29 protein-coding genes are annotated in these 19,684 nt (G+C 52.5%); 15 read left to right on the top strand and 14 right to left on the bottom strand.

Annotated features, from left to right (window positions below; all coding sequences use genetic code 11):
- Positions 1-186: 186 nt before the first annotated feature.
- Positions 187-1,662 (top strand): hypothetical protein, encoded by a 1,476-nt coding sequence (locus TUZN_RS02240; protein WP_237698256.1) that lies wholly within the window; start codon positions 187-189, stop codon positions 1,660-1,662.
- On the opposite strand, the gene TUZN_RS10960 is transcribed toward TUZN_RS02240, so the two are convergent.
- On the bottom strand, positions 1,659-1,823 hold the full coding sequence (locus tag TUZN_RS10960; RefSeq protein ID WP_148678561.1) for a metal-binding protein: 165 nt from the start codon (positions 1,821-1,823) through the stop codon (positions 1,659-1,661). The two genes, TUZN_RS02240 and TUZN_RS10960, sit on opposite strands and share 4 nt — an antisense overlap.
- A 30-nt stretch (positions 1,824-1,853) precedes the next feature.
- On the opposite strand from TUZN_RS10960, the gene TUZN_RS02245 reads away from it, so the two are divergent.
- Positions 1,854-2,399 (top strand): hypothetical protein, encoded by a 546-nt coding sequence (locus TUZN_RS02245; protein ID WP_013679302.1) that lies wholly within the window; start codon positions 1,854-1,856, stop codon positions 2,397-2,399.
- Here TUZN_RS02245 and TUZN_RS02250 read toward each other — a convergent pair.
- From TUZN_RS02250 to TUZN_RS02295, 10 genes are read right to left on the bottom strand one after another with little or no spacing between them, the layout of a single operon-like run.
- Positions 2,392-3,204 carry a DHH family phosphoesterase gene (locus tag TUZN_RS02250; protein ID WP_013679303.1) on the bottom strand — a complete coding sequence of 271 codons (813 nt, stop codon included), beginning with the start codon at positions 3,202-3,204 and terminating at the stop codon, positions 2,392-2,394. The genes TUZN_RS02245 and TUZN_RS02250 overlap by 8 nt on opposite strands.
- Before the next feature lie 55 nt (positions 3,205-3,259).
- Complete coding sequence (locus tag TUZN_RS02255; protein WP_148678563.1) at positions 3,260-3,598, bottom strand: hypothetical protein; 339 nt, start codon at positions 3,596-3,598, stop codon at positions 3,260-3,262.
- Positions 3,552-3,947: a prefoldin subunit beta gene (locus tag TUZN_RS02260; RefSeq protein ID WP_052886018.1), complete on the bottom strand. Its 396-nt coding sequence runs from the start codon at positions 3,945-3,947 to the stop codon at positions 3,552-3,554. The genes TUZN_RS02255 and TUZN_RS02260 overlap by 47 nt, the downstream gene beginning before the upstream one ends.
- Before the next feature lie 39 nt (positions 3,948-3,986).
- Positions 3,987-4,208: a KEOPS complex subunit Pcc1 gene (locus TUZN_RS11525; protein WP_013679306.1), complete on the bottom strand. Its 222-nt coding sequence runs from the start codon at positions 4,206-4,208 to the stop codon at positions 3,987-3,989.
- Positions 4,189-4,749, bottom strand: coding sequence for a Brix domain-containing protein (locus TUZN_RS02270; RefSeq protein WP_013679307.1), 561 nt, complete (start codon positions 4,747-4,749; stop codon positions 4,189-4,191). The genes TUZN_RS11525 and TUZN_RS02270 overlap by 20 nt, the downstream gene beginning before the upstream one ends.
- Positions 4,746-5,063, bottom strand: coding sequence for a 50S ribosomal protein L37ae (locus tag TUZN_RS02275; protein ID WP_013679308.1), 318 nt, complete (start codon positions 5,061-5,063; stop codon positions 4,746-4,748). Before TUZN_RS02275 ends, TUZN_RS02270 begins: the two co-directional genes overlap by 4 nt.
- Positions 5,064-5,123: 60 nt before the next feature.
- Positions 5,124-5,945, bottom strand: coding sequence for an exosome complex protein Rrp42 (gene rrp42, locus TUZN_RS02280; RefSeq protein WP_013679309.1), 822 nt, complete (start codon positions 5,943-5,945; stop codon positions 5,124-5,126).
- A complete protein-coding gene (gene rrp41 / locus TUZN_RS02285; protein ID WP_013679310.1) occupies positions 5,945-6,682 on the bottom strand; it encodes an exosome complex exonuclease Rrp41 in 738 nt (245 codons plus the stop codon). Before rrp41 ends, rrp42 begins: the two co-directional genes overlap by 1 nt.
- The gene (rrp4, locus tag TUZN_RS02290) at positions 6,679-7,389 is read right to left on the bottom strand and encodes an exosome complex RNA-binding protein Rrp4 (protein WP_013679311.1); all 711 of its coding nucleotides are present in this window, start codon (positions 7,387-7,389) and stop codon (positions 6,679-6,681) included. The genes rrp41 and rrp4 overlap by 4 nt, the downstream gene beginning before the upstream one ends.
- On the bottom strand, positions 7,389-8,084 hold the full coding sequence (locus TUZN_RS02295) for a ribosome assembly factor SBDS (protein WP_013679312.1): 696 nt from the start codon (positions 8,082-8,084) through the stop codon (positions 7,389-7,391). Before TUZN_RS02295 ends, rrp4 begins: the two co-directional genes overlap by 1 nt.
- Positions 8,085-8,165: 81 nt before the next feature.
- On the opposite strand from TUZN_RS02295, the gene TUZN_RS02300 reads away from it, so the two are divergent.
- A complete protein-coding gene (locus tag TUZN_RS02300) occupies positions 8,166-8,486 on the top strand; it encodes a hypothetical protein (protein WP_013679313.1) in 321 nt (106 codons plus the stop codon).
- Here TUZN_RS02300 and psmA read toward each other — a convergent pair.
- Positions 8,476-9,195 carry an archaeal proteasome endopeptidase complex subunit alpha gene (gene psmA, locus TUZN_RS02305; RefSeq protein WP_013679314.1) on the bottom strand — a complete coding sequence of 240 codons (720 nt, stop codon included), beginning with the start codon at positions 9,193-9,195 and terminating at the stop codon, positions 8,476-8,478. The genes TUZN_RS02300 and psmA overlap by 11 nt on opposite strands.
- A gap of 49 nt (positions 9,196-9,244) precedes the next feature.
- Between psmA and TUZN_RS10965 the strand changes: the two genes are divergently transcribed.
- Positions 9,245-9,712, top strand: coding sequence for an RNA-binding domain-containing protein (locus TUZN_RS10965; RefSeq protein WP_013679315.1), 468 nt, complete (start codon positions 9,245-9,247; stop codon positions 9,710-9,712).
- Complete coding sequence (locus tag TUZN_RS02310) at positions 9,684-9,860, top strand: hypothetical protein (RefSeq protein WP_237698257.1); 177 nt, start codon at positions 9,684-9,686, stop codon at positions 9,858-9,860. Before TUZN_RS10965 ends, TUZN_RS02310 begins: the two co-directional genes overlap by 29 nt.
- A 9-nt stretch (positions 9,861-9,869) precedes the next feature.
- Here the strand turns inward: TUZN_RS02310 and TUZN_RS02315 are convergent, their stop codons facing one another.
- On the bottom strand, positions 9,870-10,604 hold the full coding sequence (locus tag TUZN_RS02315; protein ID WP_237698258.1) for a DNA-binding protein: 735 nt from the start codon (positions 10,602-10,604) through the stop codon (positions 9,870-9,872).
- A gap of 305 nt (positions 10,605-10,909) precedes the next feature.
- On the opposite strand from TUZN_RS02315, the gene TUZN_RS02320 reads away from it, so the two are divergent.
- From TUZN_RS02320 to TUZN_RS02350, 7 genes are all read left to right on the top strand, one after another.
- Entirely contained in the window at positions 10,910-11,818 is a 909-nt protein-coding gene (locus tag TUZN_RS02320) for a thiamine-phosphate synthase family protein (RefSeq protein WP_013679318.1), read from the top strand.
- Positions 11,819-11,913: 95 nt separating this feature from the next.
- Positions 11,914-13,500, top strand: coding sequence for a DNA topoisomerase VI subunit B (locus TUZN_RS02325; RefSeq protein ID WP_013679319.1), 1,587 nt, complete (start codon positions 11,914-11,916; stop codon positions 13,498-13,500).
- A gap of 86 nt (positions 13,501-13,586) precedes the next feature.
- Positions 13,587-14,285 (top strand): hypothetical protein, encoded by a 699-nt coding sequence (locus tag TUZN_RS02330; protein WP_148678565.1) that lies wholly within the window; start codon positions 13,587-13,589, stop codon positions 14,283-14,285.
- 107 nt (positions 14,286-14,392) lie between these two features.
- Positions 14,393-14,944, top strand: a complete 552-nt coding sequence (locus TUZN_RS02335) for a hypothetical protein (RefSeq protein ID WP_052886020.1) — start codon at positions 14,393-14,395, stop codon at positions 14,942-14,944.
- Positions 14,916-15,197 carry a winged helix-turn-helix domain-containing protein gene (locus TUZN_RS02340; protein ID WP_013679322.1) on the top strand — a complete coding sequence of 94 codons (282 nt, stop codon included), beginning with the start codon at positions 14,916-14,918 and terminating at the stop codon, positions 15,195-15,197. The genes TUZN_RS02335 and TUZN_RS02340 overlap by 29 nt, the downstream gene beginning before the upstream one ends.
- Positions 15,198-15,443: 246 nt before the next feature.
- On the top strand, positions 15,444-16,547 hold the full coding sequence (locus TUZN_RS02345) for a DNA topoisomerase IV subunit A (protein WP_052886021.1): 1,104 nt from the start codon (positions 15,444-15,446) through the stop codon (positions 16,545-16,547).
- Between the two features lie 112 nt (positions 16,548-16,659).
- On the top strand, positions 16,660-17,667 hold the full coding sequence (locus TUZN_RS02350; RefSeq protein WP_013679324.1) for a phosphate signaling complex PhoU family protein: 1,008 nt from the start codon (positions 16,660-16,662) through the stop codon (positions 17,665-17,667).
- Here the strand turns inward: TUZN_RS02350 and TUZN_RS02355 are convergent.
- Positions 17,624-18,148, bottom strand: coding sequence for a methyltransferase domain-containing protein (locus tag TUZN_RS02355; RefSeq protein ID WP_013679325.1), 525 nt, complete (start codon positions 18,146-18,148; stop codon positions 17,624-17,626). The genes TUZN_RS02350 and TUZN_RS02355 overlap by 44 nt on opposite strands.
- A gap of 431 nt (positions 18,149-18,579) precedes the next feature.
- On the opposite strand from TUZN_RS02355, the gene TUZN_RS11620 reads away from it, so the two are divergent.
- The 3 genes from TUZN_RS11620 to TUZN_RS02370 all read left to right on the top strand — a co-directional run bounded on the left by TUZN_RS11620 (position 18,580) and on the right by TUZN_RS02370 (position 19,683).
- Positions 18,580-18,849: a hypothetical protein gene (locus tag TUZN_RS11620; RefSeq protein ID WP_158305063.1), complete on the top strand. Its 270-nt coding sequence runs from the start codon at positions 18,580-18,582 to the stop codon at positions 18,847-18,849.
- 120 nt (positions 18,850-18,969) lie between these two features.
- Positions 18,970-19,251 carry a DNA-binding protein Alba gene (gene albA / locus TUZN_RS02365; protein WP_052886022.1) on the top strand — a complete coding sequence of 94 codons (282 nt, stop codon included), beginning with the start codon at positions 18,970-18,972 and terminating at the stop codon, positions 19,249-19,251.
- 96 nt (positions 19,252-19,347) lie between these two features.
- Positions 19,348-19,683 (top strand): arcadin 1, encoded by a 336-nt coding sequence (locus tag TUZN_RS02370; protein ID WP_013679328.1) that lies wholly within the window; start codon positions 19,348-19,350, stop codon positions 19,681-19,683.
- Position 19,684: the final 1 nt, after the last annotated feature.

Raw genomic sequence — 19,684 nt, forward strand, 5'->3', positions numbered from 1 at the left:
GTGCCTCCCTTCGGCGCCTCCGTTATATACATTCCGGCCAACGGATCCTATCCTCCTCCTATAGCTATTTTCTACAATATAACATATATTAATGCGTCATTAGTAAATAATGAATTATATTGTTCAAATAATTCATTAATTAAAATAAACTTTATAATAAAGAACTATATGCCCTTCAGCGTACCTGTGACGGTGCTAGTGCAGAGGCCGCCTGGCGTCGAAATAATGAGCGATGTGGCCCCCTCTGGAGTTGAAAATCTGGGGGGCACGACGGTATATCAGTGGACTTTCTTCGTCGGCTATGAAAAGACGTTCTCTATATCGTATAGAGTCGTAAACTTCGGCGACTTCGGCGCCGCGAATCTCCCCTCAGTTGAGATAATATCGGACATAGATCTCTCTGGCTATATAAAACAAGCCAACAGCTCTATAATTGTTTTGAATAATACATATAACTATTTAAATAATTTAACATTTGCTGTTAAATTATTTAATAATTTAATATATAACACCACAAATAATTTGAATAACCTAGTCAGTATATTGAACCTAAGCTCGGCGGCGTTCGAGGAGGGGGCTAAAGGCTTAAACGCGTCGCAATACGTGGTGAAGGCGCTCAACTCCCAACTGGCCGCCATATCGGAGTCTCTTCTCGGCGTGGCGTCTACCCTGAATAGATCGTTGCTCCTTATACAGTACGAATACGCCTATCTTGCCGCCCTTTCCAACGCGCTGGAAACGCAAGCCATAGCGATAGAGGCCTATGAAAACTCTCTCTCGACCTCTGTGCAGGCTCTCAATTCTATAGAAGGAAATTTATATACAATTTACTTCTCATTACAAAATACTGAAAATTCTATTAATAGAATTTATTTAAGTCTTATTTCTATAAAACAAAAAATTAATCAAATAAATTCAAATAATACATTGGTGGAAAACGCAACGAGGACGTTGAGCCAAGAGCTGGACTACGCAATTGATTTGACCCGGAGCTTGCAATCCACGGTGGACTCCGCCAAGACCTCTGTGGGCGCCTTAATCGGCATAGTCTCCACTACCAGAAACGCCTTGGTGGCCATTGGCGGCCAGCTGGGCCAAGTGGAAGGCTTGTTGAATCAAACGGCGCTGGCCACGAGGCGGAACGCCACTGCCATGTTGAGGGAAATGCCGCCGATAATAACAAACGCCTCCAGGTCTTTGGTGGATATAGCGAATAACCTGACGGTTGTGGCGAGCCAAATAAACCGGCTAATTGCGCCCATTAACGACGGCGTTGCCTACCTAATCTCCGCCTCAAGCTCTTTAAAATACAGCGCAGGTCAGATCAAGTCGCTCTCTACGGCGTTGGAAGGCGAGCTTCCCTACCTCGGCCTAATTAACTCTATAGTATCAAACTATAGATACAATATTACAAAAACAATAGAGAGGTATGAATATTTTAGTTCGGTGGCTAAAACCTATAAAAAAATATACGGTACCGGCGTTATAAGGTACGAATTCTTCTTAACGCTTCCCATTGCCGTTAATCCTGCCTCCTTCACCTTCAACTTGACCGCCCCCAGCGTAGCTAGTAATTCAGGGAAAGAGCTCCCCACATCGCTGGCGGCGCTCGCAGGAGTACTGGTGGCTATCTCTATGGTTTACCTCAAATTAAGACGCTAGGATTTGCCCCTGGCCGACATATACCTAGCATATATAGAGCACCCGGATCCTCCATTGTTGCAGTACTTCTCTAGTTGCGCTCTGCTTATCCGCCACTCCTCAGGAGGTATTAGTATACACCGGGTCCCGTCGGCTGTGGACCTATACATGGGGCAACGCACGGCTTTAAATCTGGAGGTAATTAAAGCCTTGTGAAGGATTGCCAGAAGGTGGAGGAGTATATAGCGGGTAGAGGGTTCAAGGTCGTCGAGCATAAATCCGACCTCTTATATGCGGCGCTCGGCAACCTCTACGTCTCGTTCTGGTGCCCGGAGAAGAGCCATATATTCGATGTAGATCCCCTAGAGCTTGCCGACCATCTGAAGTTGTTCAACTCAGATGTGCTGGTGGTCGTTGCGTATAGGCCCTATCTCGTGATCGACGAGCTCCAGAGCGTTGCTGATAGGATCAATAGGTGGTACGGCAGGGATCTCGGCGTTAAGCTAATCGGCGTCAACGCCGCGGATATCGAGGAAGGCTTAGAGGAGGCCGTAGGCCATGCCATGGCTTTCAGGCCATTTAAAATAGGCCAGGGCCTGGGCGACGGCGATATATGCCCCAACTGCGCCAGCGCACGGATGAGGATATATGTGTCGGAGAAGATCTTCTCGGCGAAATATAGATCTCTGATCAGCCACATCGTGATGGGGTGTCCCTCGTGCGGGTTGAGGATACGGAGGGTGGAGATGCTCAGCTAAGCGGCCTCGCGCCGGGATCCAGGGCGCGGACCACGTCCCCTAACAGCCTCGGCAGATCGGCCTTGGTCGCCTTCATCTTCACCGTGGTCACAGAAGCGCCTCTATGGCCTCCTCCGCTTCCTCCTAGAAGTTCGCCTATCCTCGCCGCTATCTCGCCCACGTCTACCTTGTGCGATCTATACACGAGCCTCACCTCGCCGCCGTGGCGCGACGCGACGATCGCCACGTCGCATCCGGCCGAGGTCAGCAGGGCGGCCACGTCCGACTCGTAGGCGTCTACGTGAGTGGCGCAAACCACGCCCAGCCTGGTTTCGTAGATCGCGAGACGCGCCAACGCCTTAAGCTTGGCCATCTTAAGGGATCGTTCCTCCCCCTGTTGTACTATATACTTCTCGAGCGGCCCTATCTCCGATATCGCGAAGGAGATTGCGGCCAGAGTCCTCTTGTCCGCCCTCAACAATCTGGCCGTATCTGAGTAGATCCCCAGAGCCGCCGCTATCAACGAATCACGCCTGGGCCTCACGCCAGCCTCGATGGCGAGCTCTAACGCCATCTCGCTACAGCTGGGCCTCTCCTCCCTCACGCCGGGCAACTTGTCGCCGACCGCATGGTGGTCGAAGATCGCCAAGGGCACGTCTATGGGGGGGACTTGTGCCAGCGATGCAACGTCCGCCAACACGGCCATCTCTATGTCAGGCGGCACCTCCTCGGAACACCTAGCGTAGGGACCGGCGTCCTTGGCCACGCCGTCGGGACACACGACAACTGCCTCACGGCCTAGGCCCTCCAGGACATCGCGGAGCACCAGGGCACAGCCTAAGGCGTCAAGATCCGCGTGTCTGTGCGTGACTACGGCGATCCTACGCCGATTCCCTAATACGTTTAAGAGCCTCTCTAAGTACATGTCTCCTGTCATCGCTGGGCTGTACCGCTCCTTCCTTTACCAAATCGGCGACGGTTATCCCGAGCTCCGCCGCCTTGTCGACAATCTCCCTCAACCTGTCCTCATCGACGAGGGCGCCCGCGCCTGCCTCCACCGATACCGTCACAGAATTGCCGTCGAACGCCACCTCGACCTCCGCCTCGACGAACTCCTCGCCTAATTCTCTAGAGAGGTATTCATATACCACCTCCGATATCAGCTCAGCTACGTTAACCTCCTCCCTTTGCGGCCGCGCCTGTCTGTTGCTTCTCTCCACCTCCTCTAATCCGCGCCAGCTCTTTATTTATATCATCTCGCAGTTTGTCCAGTTGCTCCCTCAACATAGACTCCTGTCTCGAGAGAGTCTTTATGTGTAGCTCGAGGAGCTCCTTCCTCTCCTTCAATTCTTGGAGAGCTACGTCTCTGCTCGTCTGGAGAAGGAAATTGCCCACAGATTTATAGACTTTGGCGTCTTGCGACAATTTCTCTATCTCGCCCATCGCCTTCTCCACATCCCGTAGCTCGGCCTCGTACTGTTGTTTCCTCAACAAGACGCTCTGTAGCTGGTTCTGTGCCTGCTGAAACCTATTCACGAGATCTTGAAGCGATGGCGGGAGTTGAGCCATGTGGATGAGACCGAGCACTCTTTAAATTTTTTCGGATGCCTAGAGTTCCTCGACGCCTTCAATTACGTAGAGTACTCTCAGTATCGTGTTGGCCAAGCTCCTGGCGCTAGCTATATCGGCCGCGTACGCCCGCACCTCGAGTTGATCTCCCTCGACAAATATTTTAATTCTTCCTCTACGGAAAACTACTTCTTTTTCCAATGATTTAAACGTTTTCTCAATAATTTTATCTTTTTTAATCCTAACTAATATTTCGTACATATTTAGTTTTCATCCCTTTAACTTTTATGGCAAGACCTCGCGGCCCTAGATCCCTCCCGTCGATGAGCTCTACTAAGTAGCTCCCCGGCCTCCCCCTGATCACCACCAGCGTGTCGTAACGGCCTCTAATCTTCTCTAGATCCACGGAGTAGAACAGCGGATATCCGAATATCTCTAGAAGCACGTCGGCCAGCTCGCTCGCGGTGTAATCAACTATAGCCGCGCAACAAGCCTTGGGCTTTCTGGCCACATATACCTGGAGATCCTCCCGCATCCTCACGCCGGATATGGGGATCGAATAGGGGAGCCAGCGGCGCCCCGCTACGTCTAAGAACTCCAGAGATGCGGGGTTGCCTCGTCGAGAGGTCACTAACATGATGTATCTGGCGCCCCTAACTACTGCTTCTTCCAGCAGAGCCTTGTAGGACCGCTTCCCCCTCACTATCTTCTCGACGCCGGGCAACGCGGCCGAGAGCTCGTTCAGGAATTCGTTAATTTTTTTGGAATAGAGTCGAGAGGAAGTCGCCAGGACTCTTGTCACGAGCCAGATTCTTGCGACGCCCCTCTCCACCTGGCCTTCTGTATCTCGACTTGCTTAAGCTCCTCAGGAGTCAGAGTCCTGCCCAGTATCGTTTGCGGGATCCAAGCGCCGCCGGCGAAGGTGAAGCCGCACTTGGGGCATTGCCAGATGCCGAAAGCAAGGCGCCTCAGCCTAACCAACGACCTGCAGTTGGGACAACGATGTAGGCCCCTCTGCTTGACCTCTATAGCGGTTATCTTCCTCCTTATGCCCATGCCGTAGCGCGCGCCGTATCTGCCCGCGGGCCCCACTACCTTGGTGTGGCTATAAGGCATGGGCCCAAATGATCTGGGCTATATAAAATTTAGCGGCCGACGGCTTGATATAGGGCCCGGCTAGACCAGGCTCTTCAACAATATATCTTTGAACTTGTCCCTGACAGAGTAGGCGAGATCTACCGCTTGTCCAAGCTCTTGTTCCGTGAAGTAGCCCATCGTCTTCTGTATAGACACTATGGAGTCTTGAGCTATGGTCACGGTTATTCGGCCGTCCAGCGAGAGCTCCTCCTCGAAGTTGGGATCCACTATAAGGCGGTTGTCTATTTTCCCTATCGAGACGGCTATCGGCGCCTTGGATAGATCGGACGGAAGCGCCGTCTTGTTATTTCTATCCAACTTGACCCCCGTCTCGTCCTTGACCGCCGACGGCAACATGGTGGATCTCAGCGCGGCCAGAGCGGCGAGGTTCGCGGCGTCGACGAGGTTGCCGTCGTCGTTTAGGACGTAGAGATCCACCCAAAGTACGTAGACCTTGTTCTGGTCTATCGCCAGCTTCTTAAAGTCCACGAAGCCGCTGTGGCGTATGCCGCGGTCGACGACGCGGGCGAGCTCTATAGCCGTCTCGTCCGGCGGCCCTATCTCGCTGTAGGGGGATGCGTGGGGCAAGATCTCGGCGTTTACGATCAACACCCCCTCGTCAGGCGCGTCGGGGAACGGCTGGCCCAGGCCGACCTTAACCCCGGCCACGACCCTGGTCTTTCCCAATAACGCTTCCGCTGATCCGTCAGCTGTGTTGACCACGTTAGTCGTTATGGATACCTCCCTCAGCTGATCCGGCGTTCTGCCGTCTATCCTAACGCCCGATGATATAAGCCTCCTTATCTGGTTACGTCGTATGTACGAGATGAAGCGTTTGCTGTAGGGCGATATTGACGCCATTATTTAGCCACCTCCTCGGCTATTTCAAAGTATTTTGTCTTGAGCGCCTCGCGCGCCTTGCTGTAGACGTATTCGGCCCCCTTTATGGCGAGTTTTAAGGCCTCGGCGAACTTATCCCTACTCCACGAGCCGTCGAGCTGTAAGAGGGTTATCCGGCCTAGGTTCGGCATATATCCGACCGGCATATCGCCCTCGCCGTAGTTGTCCTCAAGCCCGTTAAGATCCAACACGACGGTGCCGTTGACTAGGCCGACCGATACGCCTATCACTAAATCCCTCATGGGCACGCCGGCGTCGGCGAGCGCGAGAGACGCCGCGGTCAACGAGGCCACCCGCGTGGATCCGTCTGCCTGGACTATCTCGACGAATACGTCTATACGGGAACGCGGGAACTGCTCCAGAAATATCGCGGGCTCAAGCGCCTCCCTCAACACCTTCGAGATCTCTATCTCGCGGCGCGACGGCGCCGGGTTCTTGCGCTCGTCCCTAGTACTGAAGGGCGCCATGTGGTACCTCACGCGCATGACGGCGCGATCCGGCAGGGACAAGTGCCTCGGGTGCATCTCGCGCGGGCCGTATACTGCAGCAACGGCCGTGGTATTGCCGTAGGACACCATGGCGGAGCCGTCGGCGTTGGAGATGACGCCGACAGATATCTTGACCTCACGCATCTGGTCTGGCGTCCTCCCGTCAGCCCTCCTGCCTTCTACCAGCAGAGGCACAGGCGGTTGCTTCATTGCCTAGCCGAACCCGCACTGGTTTTATATCTTTCAACTAGCGCCTTGACCCTATCGGTAAGCCCGGCCACATGGCTCTCCCTATCTATCTTCTCTATTATTTGCAACAACACGAATTCGGCATCGGGTCCGGGGCATTTTGCCCACAGCCTCCCGTTCTGGCCAACTATAATATCGCAACCGAGCTCCGAGATCGTGGAGATCATGCTACCCTTCTTGCCGATCACGCGCGGCACCTTGACGGGCGAGAGCTCGACCACGAACCCGCTCTCTATCTTGCCCAGCCTCTCGCCTTCTCTGAGCGTCAGCATTACGGGGAACTCGTCGGTCAGATCCACGTCCTTCACCACGGCTATAACGGCATCGCCTATATTGAGGAGGCTCGTCAAGCTGGTCTTCTCGAGATCTATGTACTTGGCCGTGGCCTCGCTCACGGGCAACCACGCCGCCAGAGGCGCCCTCACGTCGACTTCCCAACCCGATGCAAGGACGTCGGTGACGTATCCGATCACAACGTCACCGGGCTTAGGTCTGTAGGAACCCTCCAGAGGCACTACGACTATCTTGTTGTCTCTGAACTCCACCAGGCCGACGGAGGACGCTCTGTACTTCCCGTCGTCGATATACACGGCGCCCTCTACGCTCTCGTCCGAGGTCGCCACCAAGTCGCCGGGGAATATCACTTGTCTAGGGGATACGTACTTCATCAATACACTATTTCTAGTATCTTCACGTCGCCTTCTCCGTGGGTTATGTCGTTGACTCTCCCTATTATCATGTCCTGAAGGCCCGCGGGCGCCTCGACTATGGCCTCCCACGACCCGTCGCTCCTGAACCTCTCGTTGACGATCTTTGCCGACTTGCCCACGAAGCCCTTCACCTTCTGCGCGTATTGCGACGACACGCTTACCGCTATTCTGACAGTGGCCACCTTTATCGGAAGGACTCTCTGGAGCTCCTTCAAGATGTGGTTTATCTGCTCCTCCACCGGCTTGAACGGATCTATAGCCGCGCGCACTTGCTCCAAGGCGTTCTCTACCCTCTGGGGCGGCACAGGGGTCTTGGTCCGCACGTCGATGCAGTTGCGCGAGATCCATTCGACTATCTGCCTCCTCTTGTCCTCGACCATCTTGCGCCTCTGCTCGGCGGTTATGGGGATCTCCCCCTCCCTTATTATGATCTCGGCCACCTTGTGGACGTCGGTAGTCCCAAACGCCTTCTTTAACGCCTGTTCGGAGGCCCTAAGGCCTTTACGGGCATCCTTATAGATCTCCTCGTGGACCAACACCTTATCTAGACCTATCGACTTCCCCGTCTTCAGCTCCAACGCGGCGTCGGGATCTACCAAGATCTCGAAATGCTCGCCAGCGCGATCCAACTTCGCTATAGCCACCTTAGTCATATAAGCACCTATAAAAACACGAGAAATAAATCTATCGAGGCGGGGCTGTTCGAGCTTAAATAACGATGCTATCAGGAAGCCATGAGCGTCTATGTGGCCGATAGAGGCGTTGTGCGTATAGAGTGCGATATGGCCTACACCAACTATAGAGGCGAGGGCGGCTACTACGTGCCGTGCGAGATAGAGGGCCCGGTCTCTCTGGGATGTCTTGCCGAGGGGCTCGGCGCGTCTGGAGACATCTGTGCCGAGACGGAGTTGCTCAGAGTATGCAGAGGGGGGGAGGGAAAACTCAAGGTCACCATAAACGTAACTAAATGTATGTCCAGAGGCATAACGCCGGGCGAGCTCGCAAAGCAGTTGTTAATTATAGCGGAGCTCTGCGCCCGGAGAGCTACTTCTTGATTTTAGCCAGAATAGGGGCGAGCTCCTCCTTAGACATCTTCCTCATAACCTTGCTCTTCACGTCGCCGTATGCGACCTCTATCCTATCCGCATCAATAGACTCCATCGCGGTGCTGAGAGCTCTCAGAGCCAGCTCGATACATTGAGGCACGTCCATGTCGTGGCTGTAGTTCTTCTCCAAGAATTCGACGATGGCTGTGGACTCGGCCCCTATCGCCGTCGCGTAGTAGCCGAGGTAGACGCCGCCTGGGTCTGTCTGGAAGAGCTTAGGGCCCTGCCTATCTATGCCGGCCACCAGCAGGGCGACGCCGAAAGGCCTGGCGCCCCCGAACTGTGTGTATTGCTGCTTCAGGTTGCATATGTCCTTAGTCAACACCTCGACGTCTATAGGCTCGTCGTAGAGGAACCTATGCGCCAACGCGACCGACCTGGCGTAGTCGACGAGCACTCTGGCGTCCGCCAGAAGGCCGGAAGGCGAGATCGCCACGTGGTCGTCCACAATATATATCTTCTCCAACGACGATGGGTCGAACAACTGCGATATCTTGCGTTTCTCGGCCGCCAGGACCACGCCGGAGGAGCACTTGACGCCGACAGTTGGCCAACCCCTCTTCACGGCCTCGCCCGCGTACTCTACTTGGTAGAGCTTCCCCTCAGGCGAGAATATCGTTATGGCTCTGTCGTAACCTGCCATTGAAGGCGGGAACATGGTAGCCCTCTAATTCTCCAATTTAAATATTAGCACATCAGCATGGGCCGTGCAGGAGCCTTGTTCTGTTAGGTCGATAAAGGCAGTCGCCTATTGCCACTCCACTGAGGATTGCGACAAGGTCGCCAAGGCGTTGAGGAACGTGTTGCCGGGCGAGGTACATGTGGAGAAGGTGACAGGATATTACGGTAATGTCATCACCATGATGTACGCAGAGGCCGTCGGCTGTTACGCCACAACCATCTTTGCTAATATACTTAAATCTATAGATAATTTAGATTTTCAAATATTGTTAAATAATATAAATATATATAAAAATAAATTATTTATCAGATTTAATAAGCAGAAGGCTTTGCACGGAGTTCTGCGGCTCGATAGCGGCGACGACGTAATCCATGTAGAGGTCAGGGTGCCGCGCGCCGCGGCAAATAGCTTAATAGAGACCTTAGTAAGGTTGCGTGGATCCGGCAGAGGTTCTCAGGAAAAGCTTGAAGGAGGTGGAGGGCCTAGGCGCTAGGGCGGTTCTGAACTATGTCCTGTACGAGTTCGAGGTAGGAGGACCCTCGCGCGAAGTGGTCGAGGAGGCTCTAAGGATAGCCCAGAGAGAGCTCGATGAGCTTCAAAAGGTAGTCAAAATCCTTCAGGAATTGAAAGTATACGTGTAGTACACGTAATCAGAGAGATACCGAGAGTATCGACTTGTACTGGATCTTGAACAGCTCGGCGATGTCGGGCCTGTGTATTTCGGCCACTATCTGGCCTCTTGATATCTGCTCGTTGAGGTAGCTGGACAGTATCTCGGCCACGTTCTCGTTAAAGCAATAATCGAAGTTGTCGACGAGCAGTAGGTCGGGCTTAGCTATGACTGCTGTGGCCAACGCCAGCGCGGCCTTCAGGCTACAGGGGAGCCTAGAGATCGGGATCTTGGCGCCGCCGATATACGCCACGCCGGCTAGAACGCCTCCCCTCGCCAGCCCCACGGCAAGTTTAATGCCCTTTTTCCTGAAAGATGCCCTGAGCCTGTCGTAGGCGTCGGGAGCTTTGAGGGCTAGCCTGGCCAACACGCCGACTAGGTTGCTTCCGTCGGGCTTGAGGACGCCCGTGGCCTTGGCGGCGTCGTGGAACGTCTTCGGGTCTATATACGGGCCCAACAAGATGGCCTTCAGCGAGAAGGTCTTTCTAAACTCGCCTAGAAGCCTATTCACCTCTTCGACCTCCTCGTCGGCAAGAATGGAGACGTGCTCGGCGACGTCTACCTGAGGCATCAGGATATCCGCGTTTTTTATCGCAAGCTCGAACGGCTCCATCACCCTACTGATACGGGAGCCGTCTAAGACTCCGTACTCTATCGCGACTTTCCTGCCTCCATCCTCGAATATCTGTCTATAAATTTTGCCGTTTTTTTGCAACGAAAAAACTTTATTATTTATTTTTATAGATATACTAAATTTATTATAATAGATTTTTGGTATTTTAGATCCAATATTAGATAAAATTAAATAAATAGAATTTATGAAGACGCTTTTACCCGATCCCGTTACAAATGTCAGCGGAGTCAGCTCGCCGGATATCTTACGCTCTCCTAACTGCAACGCTACGTGGCTTATCACGCATCCAGCCTGCCGGCGTTAAATAATAAGGTTTCGCGCCCTCCGGCTATGGAGATAGGCGGCTTGAATACAAGGGCATATATTTATCGGCCTCTATATGTGTCATGTTTCCCCTAGAGCTCTTGTCGGAGAGGGTGATGCAGCCGCTCAAGGGATTGATAGCGCACGAGCTCTCGCGCCGCGGCTTTTCGCAGAGCAGAATAGGCCAGATACTCGGCATATCTCAACCGGCCGTAAGCGCCTATCTTAAACTGGATAGGGGGCACTATGAGCGGAGGCTTGCAGAGGTAGGGCTATCTAGAGAGGAGGTAGGCAGAGTTGTCGACGTCGTTATAGCCGCGGTGGATCAACAGAACTACCCTGAGGCGGTGGAGTATTTGAACAACTTCGTGTTGTCCCTACTCTCGTCGTTGAGGTTCTGCGAGTTCCACAAACGCGTGGCGCCCTACCTAAAAGACTGCGATGTATGTAAAAATATATCAATTATAAATGATGTTAAAAATAGAATAATTATTAGTTTTAATATGTTAAAAAACAATAAATATATAATAAATTTAGTCCCGAGAGTTTTAATGAACATAGTAGAGCTCAGCGGCGAGGGCCCTATCGGATATCCCGGCCGTATCTCGGTCGTGGGGGAAACCCTCGCGACTACGTCCGAGCCCCAGCTATGGGGCGCTAAATTTCTAGGCAGACTTATATTAGCTATAAATAATATTCATAAGGATATAAAAGCAGTTATAAATATAAAATATGATGAAGGTTTAATTGATTGCATTAAAAAATATAATTACAAGTACGCTGTAGTGGGCCCCAGCAATACTGAGGAGGAGAGCATAGAGAACATAACGTCGGCCATGCGTAGCCACGCCTACGACGTGGTTTTCGATAGGGGAGGGATAGGCATAGAGGCTAACGGGTACGTCTTCGGCTTCGACGCGCCAGACGCCGCTACTAAGATATTGAAAATAGCTCGGTGCAGGTCGGGCGCCCAAGACCAGGCAGACGTGTAGCCCTCGTGATGCGGGGCGGAGATCTCCGGCGGCCGTCAAGCGCCGGGCGGCGCGACCCGGTTGCAAAGCTTTAAATCGTCTATCTTACCCCCCACGTGACCGTTACCTACGCCTACGAGGCCCTTCCTGTAGCTGAATGGTTCAGGAGAAATAGGGAGATAGCGGGGTTCCAGAACCCCGCGAGGGCGATGTACCAAACTGTCAGAGAGCTCGTCGAGAACAGCCTCGACGCCACAGAGCCCTACGGCATTCTGCCCAACATAACTATTACCATAAAGCCTGTGGACGAAGCGAAGAGCTGGTATTCTGTATATGTGGAGGATAACGGGGTGGGGATACCGGGCCACGAAATACCCAACGTCTTCGGCAGAGTGTTCTACAGCTCTAAGTACAAGATAAAGCAACATAGAGGCGTCTTCGGCCTCGGCCTCAAGATGGTGGTGTTGTATGCGCAGAGCACCACGAACCGGCCAATCTCGGTAAGATCGGCGGCGGTCCGCTCGGACAAGATATATGAATATAGAATAATGATAGATACTACAAAGAATGAGCCCATTATAGTTGATATGAGAGAATATGAAAATAAATATAAATGGCACGGCACCGCGGTGAAAGTGGTTATAGAAGGTAATTGGCTGAATTCCAAGAAGAGAATAGAAGAATATCTAAGAAGAACTGCAATAATATCGCCATATGCTGAGATATATTTCAAGGGGCCAGATATGGAGATGTTTCTGAAAAGGCGCACTATCAAGATACCTCCTCCTCCTGAGGAGGGCCTGCCCCACCCCAAGAGCGTGGACGTAGACACAGTGAAGCAGATGATCTCGGAGAGCAAGACGGCGACACTCGCCGAGTTTTTGATAAACAATTTCGACGGCGTCGGGGAGGGGCTGGCGCGATCCTTCCTGGAATGGGCGGCATTGGACCCCAACAAGCCCGTGGGCTCCCTCACACAGGACGAGATAGTGCTTCTGGTAGAGAAGATGAAAGCCTACGAGGGCTGGCGGAGGCCGAGAGCCGACTGGCTCTCGCCCGCCGGGCCCGAGCTCTTGGAGGTAGGCGCCAAATCTATTCTGGGCGCAGAGGCGGTCTTCGCGGTGACTAGGAAGCCCAGTAGCTACTCGGGACATCCCTTCATAGTCGAGGCGGCCATAGCTTGGGGAGGGCAGATAGTTCCGGTGGACAAGCCGATACTCCTCAGATACGCCAACAAGATCCCGCTGCTCTACGACGAGGGGGCCGACGTCGCGAGGAAAGTAGTCGACGAGTTCAACTGGCAGAACTACAAGGTTAAGTTCCCCGCACCCGTCGCAGTGATAATACACGTGTGCTCCACGAAGGTCCCCTACGCCTCGGCCGGCAAGGAGGCGATAGCCGAAATACAGGAGATAGAGGAGGAGATGAAGCTCGCGTTAAGGGACGCCGCGAGGAAGCTGAGGATCTACCTCTCTAGGAAGGAGAGGGAGTTGGAGCTCCTCAACAAGTACACGTCGCTGGCCAAGTACGTGGACGAGATAGCCCACAACATGGCGATAGTGACAGGCCTCGACAAGGACGCGCTCGCTAAGAGCCTCTATAAGCTGATCGAGAACAAGCTGGGCCTCACAGTTGAGGAGCTCGCCAAACACGTCTTGTCCATGGCGTCCTCGATAAAGGAAGAGGCGGCCGAACAAGGCTAGTCAGCCATTGCCGGTTGCCTGCATACTTTGAGTATGCAAATTTTTTATTAGTCAAAAAATGAACGGCGGCAATGAAGAAGATCTACGTGGCAGTGGTCGGTGCGGCGATAGCCGCTCTGTTGACAGTATATCTGGCGTATGCGGGATCTGTCAATAAGCCGTCAGGCGCCGGACCCAAGCCGTTTCACGTGAAGTTGTTGGTTAGGGGCGATAAGTTGATAGCGCTGTACGATAACGGCACAGTATTCGCGGTTCTGAAGCTACACATGTATCGCGATTCAGACATAAGGATAGCCGATAAAGTGCCCAACTTTACAGCGACGGGTAACGTGATAAAGGTGAGGCTGAAAGCAGTGATAGAGAACGGCACTATCAAGGCCATAGAGGTAATCTTCGACAACGGAACCGAGATAGTTCTCACCAACGTGACCATACACAGTTCGGGCATAAGAAAAGTCGGCGCTACGGATACGCAGTCGACGAGGCCGCAGATCATAGCCGTCTCCCAGAACATAGGCGGACCGCCAGGAAGTCAGGACATGTATGGCCCATACCCAGGCGCCTTGGCTCTCCAGTTCAACCTATCGTGGAGCCCTACGTCCACGGGGCTGTGCGTTGGGTACTTCTATGCGGAGACAGACAACGGCGAGGGGTACTGCGGCTGGGGAGGTAGTTTGAGCTACAGGTTTAACTTTAATGGCGTGGACACTGCGTATGCCGTAGTCTTCAATCCGTTTACAGCAACAGTAACACACCAAGGAACTCTAACGGCATACATTTGGTAAAATTTTTAAACTTATATTTTTAAATTCTTATGGATAAAAGATTTAGTCCTTCAACATATGCCGATAAATGTAGAAGAAGATTTATTATATTTGCCGGATCTCTGGCGATGCCCTGGCTGGCCCTCCTCATCCATTACCTGTACGTCATTGGGCGGATTGACCGCATATGGTACCTAGCTTTGGCCGCCTCGTCATTGGCGGTGGCCATGACGCCGAGATTTCTGCAGTTTAGATGGGACGATATAGGCGCTTTCGGATACCTCTATAGAAGACGGCGGTTCTGCGCGGCCTCGGTCCCTCTAGCTGTCACGGCCTACGCTACCTTGTTAGCCGTCGGCGCCCTATCCCTATACCTCTACTTCTTCTGGCCTCCCTCGACGGTTCTGAGGCTTGTGGACGTCAGCAAGGGGACGGCCTTGTGGATCGTGGTATACAACGTCACTATTCACAACAAGACGATGCTATTCCAGATACAGATACTAGATCGCTACTTCCAATCGCCTCTGAGCTGGCCCTTCTACGCCCTCGCCATCATCGGTGGGCTCCACACAGCAGTGTCGGCGTCGTTGCTGGCGTATTGGAGATCCATAGGGAGTGTGAACGACGCGGTGGCTAGATCCATGGAGCTCTATGAGCGGGGAAGAAGACTTCTTACCTGACTTCTACGTGTTAGCCAGAATACTTGCGTTGGTAAGGAACGGGGTCAGGAAGAGGCGTAGCCTCGCCCTCATGTCTGGGCTCAACTACCGCAGTTTCCAACGATACCTAGACTACTTAGTCGAGAAAGGCTTGGTGAGGGACGGCGCGGAGATAACGCTGACGCCTAAAGGAGCCGAGATATTAGATAGGCTGGAGGACTTGATAAAGGAGATATCGTCGAGGGAGAATCCGTTCGACACCAAGAGGAGATGATAATTTTGCCAAGAATATTGGCCGTCCATATAGCTTTTGGACCTACGAGGTTGCCGTAAGCCGCCTCGTACACGCATCTAGCAACGTATTCAAGACGTGAGCATCGCCGGATTTCGTTTCGAGAGTTAGATCGTACAAGTGATAGCACGGGGCTGTGACTAACCGGCGCACGGCCCCGGTGCGGATCCCAGAAACGCTTTTGCGCACTTCGGCAAAATGATATATATTGCTCACGCTAAGCGCCCTGTGAGTGGCCGGGCTGACTTCTTAAAGCGGTTGGAGGAGTGGGGAGCCGAGCTCGCGAAATCGGCGTTGAGCCTCAAGGAGCCCGTCATGGAGATACCGGCCCGCACCCTCAGCAACACCATATGGGACGAGAAGGCGAGGATGTTGAGGCTGGGCCCCGAGAAGATACACAGGAGGTTCCTCGACGTGAAGGAGTCTAGGAGGTTTATGCAGACCGTGTTGATGTTGAGGCTGATAGTGGACGCCATAAGGGCCGACGTGTACCCGACGATACGCGACCTCTACTACAACGGAAAACACACGATAGTATTCAAGGATCCGTTGGGCAGAGTCCATAGGGAGAACACCTGGGACGAGCAAGCGGAGTCCAACGGAGTTATAGAAGATATAGAGGTTGCTACGAATATATTGAGGGAGGAGATGGGCATCAGCGCAGACGTAAAGGGCAAGGTGGTGGGCCCTATAGTGGTCCGCTCCCAGGGATACGAGCTGGACGCCTCCAAATTCGGCGAGACGGCCCTCAGCCTCCCCGTCAACGTCGACGCGTTGGAGATAGTCAAGGTCGAGGCCTCCTACGTCTTGGTCATAGAAAAGGACGCGATCTTCCAACGTCTAGTCAGGGAGAAGTTCTGGTCGCAGGAAAATGCGGTGTTAATAACCGCGAAGGGCATGCCCGACAGAGCCACTAGGAGGTTTGTCAAAAGGCTTAACGAGGAGTACAGGTTGCCGGTCTACGTGTTGACGGACGGCGACCCCTACGGAATCTACATCTACTCCGTATACAAAAGCGGCTCGATAAAGCTCAGCTACGAGAGCGAGCGGCTGGCGACGCCTAAGGCCAAATTCCTCGGGGTGGCGCCTCTCGATATAGAGAGGTACAAAATACCCGACCAGTTCGTGATAAGAGCCACCGACAGAGACATAAAGAGGGCGCAAGAGCTCCTCAAATACCCATGGTTCCAGAACGACGTCTGGAAGAAGGAGCTGGAGTATTTCTTGAAGACCAAGAAGAAGGTTGAAATAGAGGCCCTGTCGGCACATGGGTTAAAATATCTTCATGACTATATAAAAGATAAAATTAGAGGTAATAAATTTATAGATTAAATATTTTATTTAAGAAAGATACTATTATTTATCATATTATATGAATTGTATATATATACAGAGGGCGAGTATATGCAATAAATAGTTATATATAGGTCTTCAAGATAACACCATGGAAGGCGAGGTGCGTAGGGTACAGTTGACGGGCGGCGCCACCCTCATAGTCAGTTTGCCTAAGGAATGGGCACGACGGACCAACCTATCGCCGGGCGACGAGGTGCTCATAGTGCCTCAGCCCGACAACACGTTGGTCCTAATACCGCGGAAACTGGGCCGGCGGACGTCGCTGTCCGTGGAGCTCTACGTCGACGAGAAGACGAGCGTGGAGGAGCTGGAGAAGATCTTCATGTCCATCTACATCGCGGGAGCCGAAGTCATAACTATAAGGTTTGCCCCAGGAGCTACCCAGTACCGTAAATACCTCAAGGATTTCGTCAGGAGGAGGGTCATAGACATGGAGATAACGGAGGAGTCCAGCGACAAGCTGGTCGTCCAGGCGATGGTGGCCGCCACAGAGCTGGCCATAGGCGACGTAGTCCTCAAGATGTTGAAGCTCGCCGACAATATGTTGCTCGATCTGGTAAAGGGTCTGGAGACGGATAACATGGAGTTGCTGAGAGACGTCACTGAGCGGGACGACGAGGTGGACAGGCTCTACTGGCTCGTCGAGCGCCAGCTCAAGAGAGCCGCCATGTCGCGCTACATAATGCTGGAATTAAAGGTCGAAGATCCCCGCGATTTAGTCGAGTACACGATAATAGCTAAATCGATAGAGAGGATAGCTGACCATATATGCAAGATATCCTATATAAATCAAGAGGAGAAGGTGGACTTAAGGGTAGTGAGGCCGATCCTAGAAAGGGCCGTGGAGCATATGGGCGCCCTCATGGACTTCTTCGGCGGCAACGTCGACGACATGAAGCTGGCCGCCCTCTATAGAGAGCTCACCGACTGGTCCCTCAAGATGAGGAAGGAAGTGGTTCTGTCCGACCCCGCCACCTCGCTGGCCAGAGACAGCGCCGTGAGGATAAACGAATACATAAGCGACATACTGGAGTCGTTGTTGCATATAAGGCTCAAGAACTTCCAGAGACTGGGCGCAGAGGCTCGACAGCAATAGCCACGATATCCTCGAAAAACCTGTGGACGACTTCCTTATCCACTATTCTGCCTAGCGCCGACACAGCGTCCTCGACCGCGTCGGCCCTGCCCAGTGTGCTGTATGTCAACACTAGCAGGCGCGGCCTGTAGGCGAACGCCCACCTCAATATGTGGTTGATGAGCCCGTAGTCGTAGATTGCCACGGCCTCCAAATCCACGGGCGGCTCCTCGGGCGGCAGATAGGGCGGGTTGCTGACCACTAAGTCGGCTCTAGATATGGCCGAAAGCCCGTGCGCGCACAGCGCGTCGTACTCCTTACATCCGGCGCACGCGTAGGGGTTTATATCCACGGCCACGACGCGCTTGCAGAGTCTGCCCAACGCGCGCGTGAGTATACACGAGCCGGCGCCTACATCTACACATATATCGAATTTACCATTTATTCTAGATAGTAGATTTAGAGTTACATAGCTATCTTCTTGTGGTTTATATATAAACATGCAATACTAGGTAAACAAGTATAGGGATCACGAACATACCTGTAAGGTAGGCCAATAACGCGGTCTCGTATTTGGAACCCATATCATAAGAGGTCACAGTGGACAGCGTGCCGCATGATAATAATAACAATATAAATTTTAATGCATATAGAATATTATAATTTTCTATTATAATAGAAATTGAAGGATAAATTAATAATGGAAATAAACCAATTATTATATGAGTTAAAGGAACTCTTCTATGTGTAGTAAAGTAAATTGAGAATAAAATAAAAATAAAAGATAAAATAGAAATAAATAAAATATTATAAATATTAGTAAAAATATAAGTATATATAATACCTATCAGTGCCGACTTAGAGACATATATAGACGCCGTCCATATTATTAACAACAACGCGGTCACTGCGTTGAGGTACGGCGATGCGAGCATGGGGACCACGAACGGGCGTAGCCCCAGCGCCTCTAGTATCGACAAGTTCCTCAGAGGGGCCACCGACAACAAGATAGACGCCACCTTCACCCCCTTGTCGGTCAGCTCAACTAAGCCGCCGTCCCTCTTGATAAGTCCCAGAGCCTCGAGCGCAGATATGTCAAATAAAAGCGCCGACGACGAGACGCCCAACTTGCTTCTGAGCTTATTTAAACTGGTCGCGCCCTGGCTATATAGTATGAGCAAGATCTCGCGCCGTCGGCCATAGGCGGCTTTGTATATTAAGTCCTCCACGTCGCGCAAGATCACTGGGGCTTAATTAAGGATATTCGCGCGCGGTGGTTGCGCCGGAGTAATCTTTAAATAAAGACCAATAGCATGGCGGTTCATGGCAGCGACAGAACAAACAATATTGGTGGGTAAAAAACCCACTACGAACTACATAATAGCTACGGTGATGGCGTTCAACGCCGGTACGAGAAAGGTGGTGTTGAAGGCTAGGGGAGCGGCTATCTCTAAGGCTGTTGCGGCCGCTGTGATGGTGCGCGACCGGTTCCTCCCTGGCAAGGTCAACATAAAGGAGGTCAAGCTACTCAGCGACAAGGTCCAAGGCCAAGGCGGGAGGGAGAGGACGGTAGCCGCCGTCGAGGTAGTACTCGAAATGGCATAATTTTTTAGAGGATTAGGCGGGCCGTTGCGATCTCGGCGCCCGCCGCCTGTTCTCCGCCGACCGGTTAAGTTTAATTACAGGTATAGGTGGATCCCCGTGGTCGTGGTAAAGGGCGTAGTAGTAAGCAAACAGCTGGTTGCGGATCCCACAGGCACCCGTTACGTGAAGATAGATGTAGTGGAGGAAAAAGATGTGCCGGGCCCCTTAGTGATGGCGCCGTCCGACGAGCAGACGGCCCCAGTGGCGAGGGAGATAATGCCGCTGGTGTCCCAGATAATCAGATCCCTCCCCTTCTCCCTTAACAAGATAGCCGTGCCGCGCCTCACCGTCTGGCTGACCGACGATGAGGTGGAGTCGCTTGGAGACGTCGACGTAGGCGACAGCGTCGATATAGAGATCGATCAAGGAATAATTAAAATAAGGCCCAGCTGAG

The sequence above is a fragment of the Thermoproteus uzoniensis 768-20 genome (genome assembly GCF_000193375.1).
Classification (GTDB): domain Archaea; phylum Thermoproteota; class Thermoprotei; order Thermoproteales; family Thermoproteaceae; genus Thermoproteus; species Thermoproteus uzoniensis_A.